This is a genomic window from Rhodanobacter thiooxydans, from assembly GCF_021545845.1.
Lineage (GTDB): Bacteria > Pseudomonadota > Gammaproteobacteria > Xanthomonadales > Rhodanobacteraceae > Rhodanobacter.
The window spans coordinates 1,712,623-1,729,218 of record NZ_CP088923.1 but is presented as its reverse complement, the minus strand read 5'-3'; the positions used below and the strand labels follow the sequence as shown (position 1 = coordinate 1,729,218).

Genomic DNA, 16,596 nt, shown 5'->3' with positions numbered 1-16,596 from the left:
TCGATCGGAATGCCTCCTCCCCCTGCAACGCAGGGGGAGGTTGGGAGGGGGTCGCTTTTGATTCTGAGTGATCAGATCAAGAGCCCCCCTCCCCGACCCTCCCCTGCTGCGCAGGGGAGGGAGAACAGCAAATCAGAACCAGCGACGATTCTCGCCCGGCCCTTCCACGTTGCCGACGCAGCGGCTGCACAGCTCGGGGTGTTCAGCGTGGCTGCCCACGTCGTCGCGGCGATGCCAGCAGCGCACACACTTGGCCGCACCGCTGACCTCGGCGGAAACCCAGGCTTCGACACCGTCCAGCTCCACCCTCGCCGCATCGTCCGCACGCGGCGTCACGGGCGCCAAGGTGAACTCGGAGGTGATGAAGAAAAAGCGCAGCTCGTCGGCAACCTCGGCGTAGCGAGCCTGCGTGGCGACATCGGCATGAACCACCAGCTTCGCCTCCAGCGCCGCGCCGATCCGCTCGGCCTTGCGCATGCCCTCGAGCACGCGTGCAGCAGTCTCGCGGATCGCCAGCAGGTCGGCCCACCAGTGCCGCTGCTCCGGCGAAGCCTGGGTGGCGGCGAGTCCGTCGTACCAGGTTTCGAACAGCACGCTGTCACCACGCTCGCCCGGCATCGCCTGCCAGATTTCCTCGGCGGTGAAGCTGAGGATCGGCGCCAGCCAGCGCACCATCGCCTCGGCAATGCGGTACATCGCGCTCTGCGCGCTGCGCCGGCCGCGGCTGTCGGTCGGCATGGTGTAGAGCCGGTCCTTGGTGATGTCCAGGTACAGCGCGCCCAGTTCGTTGGTGCAGAAGTTCTGGATGCGCGACACCACCTCGGGATAGTCGTAGCGCTCGTACGCGGCGGTCACCGCCTGCTGCACGTCGTACGCCTGCTGCACCGCCCACTGGTCGAGCAGCACGCTGTCTTCCACCGGCAGCAGGTGTTTCGCCGGATCGAAGCCGTCGAGGTTGCCGAGCAGGAAGCGCGCGGTGTTGCGGATGCGGCGGTACGCATCGGAGACGCGCTTGAGGATCTCGTCGGAAACGGTCATCTCGTTGCGGTAGTCGGCCGAGGCCACCCACAGGCGAAGCACGTCGGCGCCCAGCGTGTCCATCACCTTCTGCGGCGCCACCACGTTGCCCAGCGACTTGGACATCTTGCGGCCGTTCGCGTCCACCGCGAAGCCGTGGGTGAGTACCTCGTTGTACGGCGCGCGGCCATGGATCGCCGCCGAGGTCAGCAGCGACGACTGGAACCAGCCGCGGTGCTGGTCGGAGCCTTCCAGGTACATCACCTTGTAGTGCGACGCCCTGCCCTGCTGCAGTTCCGGGCGCTGGCCGATCACCGCGTAGTGGGTGACGCCGGAATCGAACCAGACGTCCAGCACGTCGGTGACTTTCTCGTAGTCGCTCGCCTGGTCGCCGAGCAGTTCGGCCGCGTCCAGCGCGAACCACGCGTCGATGCCGCCCTGCTCCACTTTCTTCGCGACTTGCTCCAGCAGCGCGACGGAATCCGGGTGCGGCTCCTGCGTGGCCTTGTGCACGAACAGCGCGATCGGCACGCCCCAGGTGCGCTGGCGGCTGATGCACCAGTCCGGGCGCCCGGCGACCATGCCGGCGATGCGCTCCTCGCCCCAGCCCGGCACCCAGCGCACGTTCTTGATCGAGGTGAGCGCCGTCTCGCGCAATTGCGCCTGCTCCATCGAGATGAACCACTGCGGCGTGGTGCGGTAGATCACCGGCGTCTTGTGCCGCCAGCAGTTCGGATAGCTGTGTTCGATCTTCGCGAACGCCAGCAGCACACCGCGTTGGCGCAGCAGCTCGACGATGGCGTCGTTCGCCTTCCAGATATGCATGCCGGCCAGTTCGAGACCGTCGGCCGCCGGCGTGTCGGCGCGGTAGCTGCCGCGCGAGCCGATGTAGTTGAGCAGGCCGATGCCGTACTCGCGCGCCACCACGAAATCCTCGACGCCGTGGTCGGGTGAGGTATGCACCGCACCGGTACCGTCCTCGGCGCTGACGTGCTCGCCGAGGATCACCGGCACTTCGCGCGGGTAGAACGGATGGTGCAGCTTGAGGCCTTCCAGCGCCTTGCCTTCGGCATGACCGAACACTTGGCTCCCCTCTCCCGTCGGCGACCCCAAGGGAGTCCCCTCGCGGGTGAGAGGGGTTGGGGGTGAGGGTTCGAGCGCGCGGGGAGGCTGCGCTCCGGCCGTACCCTCATCCGCCCTGCGGGCACCTTCTCCCGAGGGGAGAAGGGAATAGCGGGCGCGCACCTTGTCGACCAGCGCGCTGGCGACGACGAGCAGCACCCGCCTGCCGTCACGCAGCGGACCCTCGATCAACGCATATTCGAGGCCACCGCCGAGCGACACCGCCTGGCTTTCCGGCAAGGTCCACGGCGTGGTGGTCCAGATCGGGATGGCGACGATGGCGTCGCCGGCATCCACGCCGAACTTCGCCGCCAGCGCTTTCGGGTCGACCGCGTCATACGCCACATCGACTGCGGGCGAGACCTTGTCGCCGTATTCGATTTCCGCCTCGGCCAGCGCCGAGGCGCAGTCGAAGCACCAGTACACCGGCTTGGCGCCGCGCACCACGTGACCGTTGGAAACGATGCGCGCCAGTGCACGCAGCATGTCGGCCTCGTACTTGAAATCCATCGTGCGGTACGGATGCTCCCAGTCGCCGAGCACGCCGAGCCGCCTGAAGCCGGCGCGCTGGTCGTCGATCTGCTGCTGGGCGTACTCGCGGCACTTCTGGCGGAACTGGGCGGCGTCGAGCTTCTCGCCCGGCTTGCCGTACTTCTTCTCCACCGCGATCTCGATCGGCAAGCCGTGGCAGTCCCAGCCCGGCACGTAGGGCGCGCGCTGGCCGGCCAGCAGCTTGGACTTGACCACCATGTCCTTGAGGATCTTGTTGACCGCATGGCCGATGTGGATCGATCCGTTCGCGTACGGCGGGCCGTCGTGCAGCACGAACACGCTGTCGCGGTGCGCGGTCTTGCGCTGGATCTGCGCATAGCGACCGACCCGCTCCCACTCCGCCAGCCAGCCGGGCTCGCGCTTCGGCAAATCGCCACGCATCGGGAAATCCGTCTGCGGCAGGTTGATCGTGCTCTTGTAATCGTGGGTCATGGGCGTGGAAATCTTCGGACGGTACGGGGCGGCAGCGCCGGCCGGACAGGCCGTGCGATGCGAATTGGCGGAAAGGCCCTGCAAAATAGCCGATCAGGACGGTCCAATGAACGGATTGCATACGCGCAATTGCCGATCGATCAGCAATCCGTGCTGCATGTCCTCGGAATAAAGCCGGTTACAGCCGGCCAGCAGCGCCGACGAGGCAATCATCGCGTCGTACACCGACAAGCCGTACCGCTCCGCCAGCCGCCGCCCGGTGTCATGGGTATCGGCGGTCAATGACTCCACCGGGCAGACGGCGCGCAACCCGGCGAGCACTTCGGCGGTCTCGCTCCAGCTCATGCCCAGTTTGCGCCGGGCGACGCTGGTCACTTCGTTCAACACCTGCACGCTGACCACGCCACCAGCCGCGATCACGGCCTCGGCGCGATCGGCCTTGCCGGTGTCCGCCGACAACAGGTACAGCACGATATTGCTGTCGATGAACGCCTTAGCGCTCATGCGCGCCATCACGCTCGAACACGAAACCTGCGGGAAGCCGTCCGCGGAACTTGCGCAACCGCTGCAGCAGTTCCTGCCGGCCGGGTTCCTTTTTCACCTCGAACACGCGCGCACCGGCAACGCGCACCTCGATGTCGTCGCCATCGCGCAGCTGCAGCGCATCGACCACCGCGGCGGGCAGGCGAATCGCCAGACTGTTGCCCCACTTCGAAACCTGCATGGCGTACCTCCACGTGGATATACAAAATATATGTATATCCTAGAAGCTGACCTGCCTGAAGTCAACGCGGGAAACAGGTCTCACGCCTCGGCCAGCCGCGGGTTCATGCCCAGCAGCTCGCGCGCCCGGCGCGCATCCAGCGCCATCTGCGCCTTGAGCGGTTCCAATCCGTCGAACTTCTGCTCGTCGCGCAGCTTGGCGACGAACTGCACCGCCATACGCTGGCCATACAGGTCGCCCTCGAAGTCGAACAGGTGCACTTCCAGCAGCGGCTCGACGACCTCGTTCACGGTGGGGCGCACGCCGAGGCTGGCCACGCCGGGCCAGCTGCATTCGCCCTCGCCCAGCCCCACGCGCACCGCGAAGATGCCCTGCACCGGGCTGACCCGCTGCTGCAGATGGATGTTGGCGGTGGGGTAGCCGAGTGTGCGACCGAGCTGGTTGCCGTATTCCACCCTGCCGTCGATCACGAACGGCCGGCCCAGCAGCGGTTCGACCCCGGTAAACTCGCCAGCGGCGAGCAAGGCACGCACGCGGCTGGCCGATACGCGCGCGCCGTCGAGCTGGATCGTCGGCATGGCGCAGGCGCGGAAGCCGAGCTGCGCCCCCATGCGCTCCAGCAGCGCCACGTCGCCACCGCGCCCGTTGCCGAAACGAAAATCGCCACCCACCCAGACCTCGCGCGTGGCCAGCCGCTCGACCAGCACCCGTCGCACGAAGTCCTCGGCCGGCATCAGGGTCAGCGCCCGGTTGAAGCGCAGCAGCAGGGTGTGCTCCATGCAGGCGGCGGCAAAGCCGCGCAGCTTCTCGCGCACGCTGGACAACCGCGGCACCGGCGCCGGCGAGAAGAACGCCCGCGGCAGCGGTTCGAAGCTCACCACCACCGGGCTGCAGCCGAGCGCCTGTGCGCGTTCGCGCACCTGGCTCAGCAATGCCTGGTGGCCGCGATGCAGCCCGTCGAACGCGCCGACCGCGATCACGCTGCCGCGCGGCGCCAGGCAAGGGCCTGCGACATCCCGGGAAAGTCTCATCATCGCGTGAGTATAACGGTCGGCCGGGTGGGTTCACGCAGCCCGCAGGTCGCGCAGACGGAAGCCGCCGGCGAACAGCACGGCCACATAACCGGCCCCGCCGGCCAGCACCAGCGCGGCCAGGTGCCACAGCCGGGTCAGCACCGGCACGCCATGGGTCCAGTTCGGCCACCACCACAGGCCTGCCAGCAGCAACGCCACCATCGCCGCGCAGGCCGCCGCCAGCCGCAGCAGATGTCGCGGCCAGCCCGGCTGGCGCTGGTACACACCGGCCTGCTTCAGCCAATGCCACAGCAGCCACAGGTTCACGTAGGCCGCCACCGCGCTGGCCATGCCCAACGCCATGTGCAGGCCCGGCAACCGGGCCAGGCCGTCCATCCACGGCAAGCGTTTCAGCTCCGCCGGCGCCCACAGCTCGAACAGCAGCGCCAGGAACACCACGTTCAGCAGCATGTTGGCCAGCAGCGAGGCCACCGCCGCGCGCACTGGCGTGCGCGTGTCCTGGCGCGCGTAGAACGCCGGCAGCAGCACCTTCACCAGCGCGAACGCCGGCAGGCCGAAGCTCAGCGCGGTGATCGACAGCGTCGCCATGTGAGTGTCGTGCGCGCTCCAGTGCCCGTGCTGAAACAGCGTGGCCACCAGCGGTCCGGCCAGCAGCATCAGTGCGAACATCGCCGGCACCGCGATCAGCAGGGTGACCCGCAGGCCCCAGTCCAGCGCGTGCGAGAAGCCGGCGGTGTCGGTGGTGACGTGATGGCGCGACAGCGAGGGCAGGATCACCGTGCCCAGCGCCACGCCGAACACGCCCAGCGGCAGCTCCAGGAAACGGTCCGCCTGCGACAGCCAGCTCTGCGAGCCGACCACCAGCAGCGAGGCGATCACCGTGTCGAACAGCAGGTTGATCTGCGCCACCGACGAGCCGAACAGGGTCGGCACCATCAGCCGCATGATCTTGCGCACCTGCGGATGGCTCCAGCCCCAGCGCGGCAGGGTCAGCAGGTCCAGCCCGCGCAGCGCCGGCAACTGGAACAGCAACTGCAGGATACCGGCCGCCAGGATCGCCCAGCCCATCGCCAGAATCGGCGTCTGCAGCCGCTTCGACAGCCACAGCGCGCCGGCGATCATGCACAGATTGAGGATCACCGGGGTCAGCGCCGGCAGCGCAAAACGGTGGAAGCTGTTCAGCGCGCCGCCACACAGCGCAGTCAACGACACGAACAGCAGGAACGGGAAGGTCAGCCGCAGCAGCTCGACGGTGAGGCCGAACTTCACCGGCTCGTCGATCGCGCCGGGCGAAAACAGCACAGTCACCTGCGGCGCAAAGATGATCCCGAGCGCGGTGATCAGCAGCAGCACCCCGCCCAGCGTGCCCGATACCCGCGCCATCAACTCCTTCAGTTGCGCATGGGTGCCGGTTTCCTTCACTTCCGTGAATACCGGCACGAAGGCGGTGGAGAACGAACCCTCGGCAAACAGCCGGCGCATGAAGTTGGGAATGCGGAATGCCACCCAGAACGCGTCGGTGGCGCCATTGGCGCCGAACGCGGCGTTGATCGACATGTCGCGCACCAGGCCGAGCACCCGCGAGACCATCGTCATGCTGCTGAACGAGAGCAGCCCGCGGAGCATGCTGGGGGACTTCATGGGCAGCGGTTCTACCTTCGGCGTCGGTCGCACGGGGCGCACAGTTTGACAGCCCGCGGCGGCGGGATCACGGCCCGCCTATGGCAAAATGCCGGCACGGTCGTCGCCGCGGCACGGTCCGCCCCTGGGCGCCGCCGCCCAAGTGATTGACGCATCGGCGAATCGACCGCATAATTGGCGTCTTTTTCCACCCAACCAACCCTGCATCCGGAGTTCTACCTTGGCCAACATCAAGTCCGCGAAGAAGCGCGCGCGCCAGTCCGAACAGCGCCGCCTGCGCAACATCAGCGCACGCTCCATGGTCCGCACCGCCCTGAAGAAGGTCGTCAAGGCCATCGACGCCAAGGACAAGGCCGGCGCCGTCGCCGCGTTCAGCGCCGCCCAGCCGGTGATGGACCGCTACGCCGCCCGCGGCCTGATCCACAAGAACAAGGCCGCCCGTCACAAGAGCCGTCTGAACGCGAAGATCCGCGAACTGGCGTAAGCCGGAGCGCGACCCGTGTTGCACGAAAAAGCCGGCGCAAGCCGGCTTTTTTCATGCTCCGCTTTTGCCCCTCCCCTGCAACGCAGTGGAGGGTTGGGGTGGGGTCGCTCTTCGCCGCAAGGTCAAAAGCTACCCCCTCACCTGAAGGACTCCCTTCGGTCGCCAACCTCCCCCTGCCTGCAGGGGGAGGGGCCGAGGCGCAACCGCTGTGCTCCCTCCCCTGCCTGCAGTGGAGGGTTGGGGTGGGGTCGCTCTTCGCCGCAAGTCGAAAGTACCCCCTCACCTGAAGGACTCCCTTCGGTCGCCGACCTCCCGCTGCTTGCAGAGGAAGGAGCCAGCTTCATAGGGCGGGCACCGCCCGCCGCTTTTACATACGGGCAGCAAGAGTCGGCGGGCAGCGCCCGCCCTACACAGTTCACTGGCAAGAACGGGCGGATGCGTACCCGCCCACACGGCATCAACGGCGCGGGCGAAACTCCAGCGGCATCGGTTCGCTGGCTCGTGCCGCCGCCGGTGGCTTGGGGCCGCAGGCGCCGCAGGTGCTGCAGCCGTCGCTGCAATCACCGGTGGCCTCGGCCGGTTGCAGGCACCGGCCGATCGCGCGCGCCAACGCGCCGCGGCCGGACCGGCTGAACTGGATGGACGCCGCAGCCAGCCAGCGGTTGGTCGTTTTCCGGGCCAGCTTGCGCAACACGATCCACACGCTGGCCAGCACCGCCAGGGCGATCACCACGTACTGCATCAGCAGCCCGGTGCTCATGTCAGCGTCCTCGTCACCTGGTAGACGATGAACGAGGCGGTGTAGGCCATCACGAACATGTAGCCGAACGAGATCGCCACGTTGCGCCAGGAATCGGTCTCGCGCTTGATGATCGCCAGCGTGGACATGCACTGCGGCGCATACGCGAACCACACCAGCAGCGACAGTGCACTGGCCAGCGGGATCTGCCCGACCAGCGCCTGCCCCAGCCCTTCCGCCTCGCCGCCGACCAGGTAGACGGTGGCCAGCGCCGCCACCGCGGTCTCGCGCGCGGCAAACGCCGGGATCAGCGCCAGGCTGATCTGCCAGTTGAAGCCGATCGGCGCGAACACGTACTGCAGGCCGCGACCGATGTAGCCAGCGAAGCTGTAGTCGATCGCCGGCAGCGTCGCGCCCTCCGGCGCGCCCGGGAAGGTGGAGAGGAACCACATCAGCACGGTCAGGCCCAGGATCACCCCGGTCAGCCGCTTCAGGAAGATCATGCCGCGCTCGTACAGGCCGATCGCCACGTCGCGCACCTTCGGCAGGCGGTACGAAGGCAGCTCCATCAGCAGCGCGTGCTCGCTCTTGTCGCGGCGCAGATGCTTCATCACCCAGCCCACCAGCATCGCGCCGAGGATGCCGGCCAGGTACAGCGCGAACAGCACCACGCCCTGCAGGTTGAACAGGCCGAACACCTTGCGCGCTGGGATGAACGCGCCGATCAGCAGCGCATACACCGGCAGCCGCGCCGAGCAGGTCATCAGCGGCGCGATCAGGATGGTAGCGAGGCGGTCGCGCGGGTCGGTGATGCTGCGCGTGCCCATGATGCCGGGGATGGCGCAGGCGAAACTGGACAACAGCGGGATGAACGAGCGCCCGGTCAGCCCCACCGACAGCATCAGGCGGTCGAGCAGGAACGCCGCGCGCGGCAGGTAGCCGGACTCCTCCAGCGTGAGGATGAAGAAGAACAGCACCAGGATCACCGGCAGGAAGCCCAGCACCGTGCCGACGCCGCCGAACAGGCCGTCGACCACCAGGCTCCGCAGCGGCCCGTCCGGCATCAGCGCGGCGACGTGCCCGCCCAGCCAGCCAAAACCGCCGCCGATCAGATCGCTCATCGGCTTGCCCGCCGCGTAGACCGCCTGGAACACCAGGAACATCACCAGCGCCAGGATCGCCAGGCCGAACACCGGGTGCAGGGTCCAGCGGTCCAATGCGTCGTCGAGCTCGGCGGTGACCCGCGGCATGCGCACCGTCGCCGCCAGCAGTTCGCGCACCTGCGCGTGCAGGTCGGCGTGGTCAGCCGCGTCGTCCGACTGCACCGGCGCTGCCGGCGGCACCTCGCCGTCGACCCGCTCGATCAGCGCCCGCGCGCCACCACGCTTCACCGCCACCGTCTCCACCACCGGCAGGCCCAGCCGGCGCGACAGCTCCGGCACGTCGATGACGATGCCGCGCGAGCGTGCGGTGTCCATCATGTTCAGCGCCAGCACCACCGGCCGCCCCAGCCGCTTCACTTCCAGCACGAAGCGCAGGTGCAGGCGCAGGTTGGTGGCGTCGGCCACGCAGACGATCAGGTCCGGCGGCGCCTCGCCCGGGTAGTTGCCGGCGCAGACGTCGCGGGTGATCTGCTCGTCCGGGCTGCTGGCGTCGAAGCTGTAGGCGCCGGGCAGGTCGAGAATCTGCAGCACGCGACCGGACGGCGCGGTGAAACGGCCCTCCTTGCGCTCGACCGTGACGCCGGCGTAGTTCGCCACCTTCTGGCGGCCGCCGGTGAGCAGGTTGAACAGTGCGGTCTTGCCGCAGTTCGGGTTGCCGACCAGGGCGATGCGCAGGGTCGAGGCGCTCATGCCGCCACCTCGCTGCGCACGCTGACCCGGGCCGCCTCGGCGCGACGCAGGGCGAAGCGGGTGAAGCCGATCTGGATCAGCAGCGGGTCGCCGCCCATCGGTCCCACCGCGACCACCCGTACCGGCTCGCCGCCGACGAAGCCGAGGTCGCGCAGGCGCTGCGCGATCGGATCGGACGCATGGGCGTCATCCACGCGGTCGACCACGGCGGGAGCACCCTTGGGCAATTCGGACAGACGCACGGGCCGTCTCTCAAATAAGAACGGTTCGCATTGTAGCCCACGCCAGCTCCGTTGCACCACGCCAATTGCCGCACCCCGCTGCGTTTATCATCACGTCATTTGCCACAGGGACGACCGATGACTGATTCCATCCTCAGCGTACGCCGTGGCGCCACCGCCTGGCTCACCCTGAACCGTCCGCAGGTGCACAACGCCTTCGACGACGGCCTGATCGCCGCACTGACCGAGGCGCTGGCGGCCGCCGACGCCGATCCGGCGGTGCGCTGCGTCGTGCTCACCGGCAGCGGCAGCACGTTTTCCGCCGGCGCCGACCTGAACTGGATGCGCGGCATGGCCGCCGCCAGCGAGCAGGAAAACCGCGAGGATTCGCTGCGCCTGGCGCGGCTGATGCGCACGCTGCAGTTCCTGTCCAAGCCCACCCTCGCCCGCGTCAACGGCGCGGCCTACGGCGGCGGCGTGGGCCTGGTCGCCTGCTGCGACATTGCGATCGGCGTGGACAGCGCCAAGTTCGCGCTGTCCGAGGTGAAGCTGGGCCTTGTGCCGGCGGTGATCTCGCCCTACGTGGTCGCCGCGATCGGCCTGCGCCAGGCGCGCCGGCTGTTCGTCAGCGGCGAGGTGTTCGAGGCCGTCGAGGCGCAGCGCATCGGCCTGCTGCATGCCGTGGTGTCGGGCAGCGAACTCGACGCGGCGATCGAGCGCCAGCTGCATTTCCTCGCCAAGGCCGGCCCGCTGGCCCAGCGCGAGGCCAAGCAGCTGGCGCTGCGCATCGGCGGCGCCGATCCGGCGCAAGCCGAGCGTATCGACACCGAAAACGCCGCACTGATCGCCCGCCTGCGCATCTCGCCGGAAGGCCAGCAAGGCCTGACCGCCTTCCTCGACAAGCGCGCGCCGTCGTGGGTCGCGCAACGGTAGATACCGTCTCGTTCCGCGTTATGCAAGCGAGCATCCAGGTGATGCGTGCGCAGAGGCAACGAGGCGGTGTCTGGGGTAGTCAGGATCAAACAGCGAGTTGGTATGGATGACGCCCCAGACTAGGTGCAGGAGCTTCCGCATGGCGGCACACACGGTCACGATGGGGAGCTTCCCGCGTGCGAGCAACCGTTCGCAGAAGGCACGAACCACGGGGTTGTGGTTCTTGGCGCAGATGGCGGGAAAGTAGAGTTTGGCGCGCAAGCCGGGGGCACCGGTTTTGGAGATCCGGACCTGTCCCTTGAGCGTGCCCGACTCGCGCCGTGCCGGGTTGAGGCCGGCGAAGGCGACCAGCTTGCCCGGCGCGTCGAAGCGTCGCAGGTCGCCCAGTGCGGCGAGCAGGGAGGCCGACGTGGTCTTGGCGATGCCGGGGATGGACGTCATCAACGCCGCGTCGTAGCGCAGCTGGGGATCCTTGTCGATGTGATTGTTGATGCGCTGCTCCAGCGCCTTGATCTGCTTGCGCAGTTCCTTGAGCGACGCTTCCACCGAGTCGCGTACGGCGTCATTGGCGACGTCGAGTCGGTTCGCTTCCATCCGCTCCATGCCCTTGAGATCGTCCAGCCGTTCGACCAGCGCGCGCAAGGTGCGCTGGGCCGCTGTCGGCGGCATCCACGGCGCCATCGGATGGGTGCCGGCCTGCTGACTGGTGGCGAACTGCGCAATGAGCTTGGCGTCTGTGCGGTCGGTCTTGGTTCGCGTCAGCTGGCTCTTGCCGAAGTACTTTACTTGCGCCGGATTGGCCACGTAGACCGTCTTGCCTTGCTGTACCAGGAAGATGGCCAGTGCCTCGTGATAGATCCCCGTCGCTTCCATGCACACCGCCGCTTCCGGCGCGTGCTTGTCCAACCAGGTCATCAACTCCTGGAAGCCTTCTTCACGATTGGCCACCTTGGCGCGTGTCTGGAATTTGCCCGGCTTGGCCAGACCAACGGCCACATCAAACGTGGCCTTGGCCACATCCACTCCCACAACGTTTGTCATCGCCTTACCTCGCATGGTTTGTTCCGATCACCATGCTCATCCGGCTGATCCTTAGGTGTGCAGGCTCACGCCAGTGGCGGGCCGAGGGTACCGTTCAAACTTCTGGATGAGCGAAATCGGAACCGGGGTGTGCATCTACGTCACGGGCTCGAAGCCAAAGGAGCGCATCGGCATCACCCGGTTCCCCCGATGATCAGTCGGGAATGCTCGACCCTGACAGGTCGGACATCAAGACCTAAGGAGCGCACCCTGTGCGCGATGCTCTTCGTCACGTGACGAAAGGCATCGCGCACAGGGTGCGCTCCTACACGTGCGTCGCAATCTGCTAGCTTTAGACGATTTGCATCGACAGGGATTCGCATGTTCGAACGCGTACTGATCGCCAACCGCGGTGAAATTGCCTGCCGGGTGATCCGCACCTGCCGCCGGCTTGGCATCCGCACCATCGCGGTATATTCGGAAGCCGACAAGGATGCGCAGCACGTGCGACTGGCCGACGAGGCGTGGCCGATCGGCGGCCCGCTGCCGACCGAGTCCTACCTGCGCATCGACGCGATCCTCGACGCCGCGAAGAACAGCGGCGCCCAGGCCATCCACCCCGGCTACGGCTTCCTGTCCGAGAACACCGCCTTCTCGCGCGCCTGCCGGGACGCCGGCATCGTGTTCATCGGCCCCGATCCGGAGAGCATCGAGGCGATGGGCTCCAAGGCCGCCGCCAAGCACCTGATGGCGAAGCACGCCGTGCCGCTGGTGCCCGGCTACGACGGCGACGAGCAGGACAACGCGTACCTTGCCGAACAGGCGCACGCCATCGGCTATCCGCTGATCATCAAGCCCTCGGCCGGCGGCGGCGGCAAGGGCATGCAGATCGTCCGCTCGGATGCCGAGTTCGCCGAGGCGCTGGCCACCGCGCAGCGCGTGGCGCTGGCCGCGTTCGGCGACGCCAGTATGCTGCTGGAGCGTTATGTCGAGCAGCCGCGCCACATCGAGTTCCAGGTGTTCGGTGACCGCCACGGCCATGTGATCCACCTCAACGAGCGCGAGTGCTCGGCCCAGCGCCGCTATCAGAAGGTGCTGGAGGAAACCCCCTCGCCGTTCCTCGACGACACGCGCCGCCAGGCGATGGGTGCGGCTGCCGTGGCCGCCGCGAAAGCAGTGGATTACGTCGGCGCCGGCACGGTGGAGTTCATCGTGGCGCAGGACGGCACGTTCTTCTTCATGGAGATGAACACGCGCCTGCAGGTCGAGCACCCGGTCACCGAGCTGACCCTGGGCCTGGACCTGGTCGAATGGCAGCTGCGCGTGGCGAACGGCGAAGCGCTGCCGCTCACGCAGGATGAAGTGGCCTCGCACGGCCACGCCATCGAGGTGCGCATCTACGCCGAGGACCCCGACCAGAACTTCCTGCCCGGCTCCGGCAAGCTGCACACGCTGCGCCTGCCCGCGCCGTCGGCCCACGTGCGCCTCGACGGCGGCGTGGTCGAGGGCGATACGGTGACGATCTTCTACGACCCGATGATCGCCAAGCTGATCGTGTTCGACGCGGACCGGCCGCAGGCCCTGCAACGGCTGCGCGAAGCGCTGGCGGCGTGCGAGATCACCGGCCCGAAATCGAACATCGGCTTCCTCGAACGGCTGGCGCGGCACCCGGCCGTGGTCGAGGGGCGCATCGACACTGGCTACCTGGATCGCCACCTCGACGAATTCCTGGTCGGCGATGCGGCACCGACCGCTGGCGTACTGTTCGCGGCCGCGACGGCGGTGTTGCTGCGCGACGAGTCGCACCTGGCCACCGCCGCCTCCGACCCGCATTCACCCTGGGCCAGCGCCGACGCTTGGCGCATCAGCCATGCTGGCAAGCGCATCGTGGCGCTGACCTGGCGCGAGCAGCGCTTCGAGATCGAGGCGCGTGGCCACGCCGGCGATTACCAGCTGCGCCATGGCGAAACCGGCTGCAGCGTGCGCGGCGCGCGCCTGCTCGACGACCATCTCAGCGCCCGCTTCGACGGCGAATCGCGCCGCGTGCCGCTGCGCGCTGACGCCGCCCACGTGCTGCTGCACGACGCCCACGGCCAGCGCTACAGCTTCGCCCGCGCCGCCGCATTCGCGTGGGCGTCCAGCGACGACGCCGGCGGCAACCAGGTGATCGCGCCGATGCCCGGCCGCATCGTGCTGGTGAAGGCGAAAGCCGGCGACACGGTCGAGCAAGGCCAGGAGCTGCTGGTGATGGAAGCGATGAAGATGGAACTGGCCTTGAAGGCGCCTCGCGCCGGCACCATCGAGAGCGTGAATGCCACACAGGGCGAGTTTGTCGAAGCCGACGCGGTGCTGGTGCGTTTCGCCGATCGAGCTTCTTGAGCCCCTCTCCCCTCGGGAGAGGGGTTGGGGTGAGGGTTCGGGCAGGCAGGATGGTTCACCTCGACCCCGCACCCTCATCCGCCCCTTCGGGGCACCTTCTCCCGGAGGGAGAAGGACATTACGTCCTTCGGAACTTTTTCATGAACGCTTCCAACCACGTCCGCATCGTCGAAGTCGGCGCCCGCGACGGCCTGCAGAACGAGAAGACCATGCTGCCGGCCGAGGTGAAGATCGCGCTGATCGACCGGCTCTCCTCCACCGGTCTGAAGACCATCGAGGCGACCAGCTTCGTCAGCCCGAAGTGGGTGCCGCAGCTCGCCGACGCAGCCGAAGTGTTCGCCGGCATCCGCAAGCTGCCGGGGGTGAGCTACCCGGTGCTGGTGCCGAACCTGCAGGGCTACCAGCGCGCGCGCGAAGCCGGCGCCACGCATGTCGCCGTGTTCACCGCCGCGTCCGAAGCGTTCAACCGCCGGAACATCAACGCCTCGATCGACGAGTCGATCGAGCGCTTCATCCCGGTGATGGAACAGGCCCAGGCCGACGAGGTGAAGGTGCGCGGCTACGTCTCCACCGTGCTCGGCTGCCCCTACCAGGGCGCGGTGCCGGTGGCCGACGTGGTGCGCGTGGCGCGGCGCATGTACGAGCTGGGCTGCGACGAGATCTCGCTGGGCGACACCATCGGCGTAGGCACTCCGGCGAAGGCGCGCGCGATGCTGCACGCGGTGGCGCAGGAGGTGCCGATCCATGCGCTCGCCGTGCACTTCCACGACACCTACGGCCAGGCGCTGGCGAACATCCTGGCCTGCCTGGAGGAAGGCGTGCGCGTGGTCGACAGCGCCGTCTCCGGCACCGGCGGCTGCCCGTACGCAAAGGGCGCCACCGGCAACGTAGCCAGCGAGGACGTGGTCTACATGCTGTACGGCCTGGGGCTGGAAACCGGCATCGACCTCGACCTGCTCATCGCCACCGGCGCCTGGCTCGCCGCGCAGCTGCACAAGGAAACCGCCAGCCGGGTCACCCGCGCGCGCACGGCCGCCGGCTGAGCCGCCCGTGCTCCCCGCGCGACTCGTTATGATCGAAACCTCGATCGACGAGGGGCAGGACACGATGCGCGCAAACCCGACGATCCGGCGAACGACGACACTCCTGCTGCTCCTGCTGTGCGCCGTGCTCGCACCCGTGGCGGCGGGCGGCACCACACCCAAGGGCGACTGGCTGCTGCTGCCCGAGCGCGTGTGGACCGGCGACGGCGACGGCGCGCACAGTGGTTGGGCGGTGCTGGTGCACGACGGCGCGATCGCCGCGGTGGGTCCGGCGGCGTCGATCCAGGCGCCAGCCAATGCGCAGCGCATCGAACTGCCCGGCGCCACGCTCACACCCGGCCTGATCGACCTGCACTCGCACCTGTTCCTGCATCCGTACAACGAGACGCTGTGGAACGACCAGGTGCTTACCGAGCCGCAGGACTACCGCACGCTGGAAGCCGCCGCGCACGCGAAGGCCACTCTGCTCGCCGGCTTCACCACCCTACGCGATCTCGGCACTGAGGGTGCCGGCTACGCCGACGTGTCCGTGAAACGCGCGATCGACGAAGGCCTAATCCCCGGTCCGCGGTTGTTCGTGGCCACCCGCGCGATCGTGGCCACCGCCAGCTACGGCCCCGGCCCGCGCGGCTTCCGCCCGGATCTCGAACTACCCGGCGGCGCGCAGGAAGTCAGCGGCGTCGACCAGGCGATGGCCGCGGTGCGCGAGCAGGCCGCGCGCGGCGCCGACTGGATCAAGCTCTACGGCGACTACCGCGTCGGCCCCGACGGCGCCACCGCGCCCACCTTTACCCCCGCCGAGCTGAAGGCGCTGGTCGACACCGCGCACCAGCTCGGCCGTCCGGTCGCCATGCACGCAGCCAGCGACGTCGGCGTGCGCATGGCGGCGGAAGCCGGTGCGGACAGCATCGAGCACGGCTACGGCGCCAGCGAGGCGACCTTCAAGCTGCTCAAGCAGAAGGCCATTGCCTACGAGCCCACGCTCACTGCGGTCGCGTCTACCGAGCAGTACTTCCACCACTACGTGCCCGGCCGCGACCCACCCACCCCACGCATGCAGGAGGCCGCCCGCGCGTTCCGCACCGCGCTGAAGCTGGGCGTGACCATCGGCAACGGCAGCGACGTGGGCGTGTTCACGCATGGCGAGAACTGGCGCGAACCAGCCGCAATGGTCGCTGACGGCATGACGCCCGCGCAGGCGCTGCACGCCGCTACCGACGTGGCGGCGAAGATCCTGCGCCAGCAGGCCGCGTTCGGCCGCATCGCGCCCGGCCTGCGCGCCGACCTCGCCGCCTTCGCGGGCGACCCGGACGCGCAGATCGACGCCCTGAAAAAACCGGTGTTCGTGATGAAGGACGGCAGCGTCTACCGCCACCCCTGACCGCAAGCCCGGCGCGTACCG

At 68.2% G+C, this 16,596-nt stretch carries 14 protein-coding genes; 5 read left to right on the top strand and 9 right to left on the bottom strand.

The window, feature by feature from the left end:
• Positions 1-132: 132 nt before the first annotated feature.
• From LRK53_RS07740 to murJ, 5 genes are all read right to left on the bottom strand, one after another.
• Complete coding sequence (locus tag LRK53_RS07740; protein WP_027493002.1) at positions 133-3,123, bottom strand: isoleucine--tRNA ligase; 2,991 nt, start codon at positions 3,121-3,123, stop codon at positions 133-135.
• 93 nt (positions 3,124-3,216) lie between these two features.
• Positions 3,217-3,627 (bottom strand): PIN domain-containing protein, encoded by a 411-nt coding sequence (locus LRK53_RS07735; RefSeq protein ID WP_027493003.1) that lies wholly within the window; start codon positions 3,625-3,627, stop codon positions 3,217-3,219.
• On the bottom strand, positions 3,617-3,847 hold the full coding sequence (locus LRK53_RS07730; protein WP_027493004.1) for an AbrB/MazE/SpoVT family DNA-binding domain-containing protein: 231 nt from the start codon (positions 3,845-3,847) through the stop codon (positions 3,617-3,619). Before LRK53_RS07730 ends, LRK53_RS07735 begins: the two co-directional genes overlap by 11 nt.
• Before the next feature lie 80 nt (positions 3,848-3,927).
• Entirely contained in the window at positions 3,928-4,881 is a 954-nt protein-coding gene (locus LRK53_RS07725; RefSeq protein WP_027493005.1) for a bifunctional riboflavin kinase/FAD synthetase, read from the bottom strand.
• A 30-nt stretch (positions 4,882-4,911) separates the two neighbouring features.
• Positions 4,912-6,522, bottom strand: coding sequence for a murein biosynthesis integral membrane protein MurJ (gene murJ / locus LRK53_RS07720; RefSeq protein WP_037089850.1), 1,611 nt, complete (start codon positions 6,520-6,522; stop codon positions 4,912-4,914).
• A 220-nt stretch (positions 6,523-6,742) separates the two neighbouring features.
• Between murJ and rpsT the strand changes: the two genes are divergently transcribed.
• Entirely contained in the window at positions 6,743-7,006 is a 264-nt protein-coding gene (gene rpsT / locus LRK53_RS07715) for a 30S ribosomal protein S20 (protein ID WP_027493007.1), read from the top strand.
• A 457-nt stretch (positions 7,007-7,463) separates the two neighbouring features.
• On the opposite strand, the gene LRK53_RS07710 is transcribed toward rpsT, so the two are convergent.
• Genes LRK53_RS07710 through LRK53_RS07700 form a run of 3 tightly spaced genes read right to left on the bottom strand, consistent with a single transcriptional unit; the run spans position 7,464 to position 9,840 of the window.
• Complete coding sequence (locus tag LRK53_RS07710) at positions 7,464-7,766, bottom strand: DUF6587 family protein (RefSeq protein ID WP_027493008.1); 303 nt, start codon at positions 7,764-7,766, stop codon at positions 7,464-7,466.
• Positions 7,763-9,598, bottom strand: coding sequence for a ferrous iron transporter B (feoB, locus tag LRK53_RS07705; protein WP_027493009.1), 1,836 nt, complete (start codon positions 9,596-9,598; stop codon positions 7,763-7,765). Before feoB ends, LRK53_RS07710 begins: the two co-directional genes overlap by 4 nt.
• Positions 9,595-9,840: a FeoA family protein gene (locus LRK53_RS07700; protein ID WP_027493010.1), complete on the bottom strand. Its 246-nt coding sequence runs from the start codon at positions 9,838-9,840 to the stop codon at positions 9,595-9,597. Before LRK53_RS07700 ends, feoB begins: the two co-directional genes overlap by 4 nt.
• Positions 9,841-9,957: 117 nt before the next feature.
• Here LRK53_RS07700 and LRK53_RS07695 point away from each other — a divergent pair, with 117 nt between their 5' ends.
• Complete coding sequence (locus LRK53_RS07695) at positions 9,958-10,752, top strand: enoyl-CoA hydratase-related protein (RefSeq protein WP_027493011.1); 795 nt, start codon at positions 9,958-9,960, stop codon at positions 10,750-10,752.
• An 18-nt stretch (positions 10,753-10,770) separates the two neighbouring features.
• Here the strand turns inward: LRK53_RS07695 and LRK53_RS07690 are convergent, their stop codons facing one another.
• Positions 10,771-11,793, bottom strand: coding sequence for an IS110 family RNA-guided transposase (locus LRK53_RS07690; RefSeq protein WP_081666535.1), 1,023 nt, complete (start codon positions 11,791-11,793; stop codon positions 10,771-10,773).
• 360 nt (positions 11,794-12,153) lie between these two features.
• Here LRK53_RS07690 and LRK53_RS07685 point away from each other — a divergent pair, with 360 nt between their 5' ends.
• The 3 genes from LRK53_RS07685 (at position 12,154) to LRK53_RS07675 (ending at position 16,575) form a co-directional block, all read left to right on the top strand.
• Positions 12,154-14,151 carry an acetyl/propionyl/methylcrotonyl-CoA carboxylase subunit alpha gene (locus LRK53_RS07685; RefSeq protein ID WP_027492741.1) on the top strand — a complete coding sequence of 666 codons (1,998 nt, stop codon included), beginning with the start codon at positions 12,154-12,156 and terminating at the stop codon, positions 14,149-14,151.
• 140 nt (positions 14,152-14,291) lie between these two features.
• The gene (locus tag LRK53_RS07680) at positions 14,292-15,194 is read left to right on the top strand and encodes a hydroxymethylglutaryl-CoA lyase (RefSeq protein WP_027492742.1); all 903 of its coding nucleotides are present in this window, start codon (positions 14,292-14,294) and stop codon (positions 15,192-15,194) included.
• Between the two features lie 64 nt (positions 15,195-15,258).
• Positions 15,259-16,575: a metal-dependent hydrolase family protein gene (locus tag LRK53_RS07675; protein WP_235642654.1), complete on the top strand. Its 1,317-nt coding sequence runs from the start codon at positions 15,259-15,261 to the stop codon at positions 16,573-16,575.
• The last annotated feature ends 21 nt before the right edge of the window (positions 16,576-16,596 follow it).

What these genes read in the sequence shown, in the direction of transcription:
- feoB (WP_027493009.1), bottom strand. Translation starts at nt 9,598, where the DNA reads ATGAGCGCCTCGACCCTGCGCATCGCCCTGGTCGGCAACCCGAACTGC.
- LRK53_RS07685 (WP_027492741.1), top strand. Translation starts at nt 12,154, where the DNA reads ATGTTCGAACGCGTACTGATCGCCAACCGCGGTGAAATTGCCTGCCGG.
- LRK53_RS07740 (WP_027493002.1), bottom strand. Translation starts at nt 3,123, where the DNA reads ATGACCCACGATTACAAGAGCACGATCAACCTGCCGCAGACGGATTTC.
- LRK53_RS07675 (WP_235642654.1), top strand. Translation starts at nt 15,259, where the DNA reads ATGCGCGCAAACCCGACGATCCGGCGAACGACGACACTCCTGCTGCTC.
- murJ (WP_037089850.1), bottom strand. Translation starts at nt 6,522, where the DNA reads ATGAAGTCCCCCAGCATGCTCCGCGGGCTGCTCTCGTTCAGCAGCATG.
- LRK53_RS07680 (WP_027492742.1), top strand. Translation starts at nt 14,292, where the DNA reads ATGAACGCTTCCAACCACGTCCGCATCGTCGAAGTCGGCGCCCGCGAC.
- LRK53_RS07735 (WP_027493003.1), bottom strand. Translation starts at nt 3,627, where the DNA reads ATGAGCGCTAAGGCGTTCATCGACAGCAATATCGTGCTGTACCTGTTG.
- LRK53_RS07725 (WP_027493005.1), bottom strand. Translation starts at nt 4,881, where the DNA reads ATGATGAGACTTTCCCGGGATGTCGCAGGCCCTTGCCTGGCGCCGCGC.
- LRK53_RS07690 (WP_081666535.1), bottom strand. Translation starts at nt 11,793, where the DNA reads ATGACAAACGTTGTGGGAGTGGATGTGGCCAAGGCCACGTTTGATGTG.
- LRK53_RS07730 (WP_027493004.1), bottom strand. Translation starts at nt 3,847, where the DNA reads ATGCAGGTTTCGAAGTGGGGCAACAGTCTGGCGATTCGCCTGCCCGCC.
- LRK53_RS07710 (WP_027493008.1), bottom strand. Translation starts at nt 7,766, where the DNA reads ATGAGCACCGGGCTGCTGATGCAGTACGTGGTGATCGCCCTGGCGGTG.
- LRK53_RS07695 (WP_027493011.1), top strand. Translation starts at nt 9,958, where the DNA reads ATGACTGATTCCATCCTCAGCGTACGCCGTGGCGCCACCGCCTGGCTC.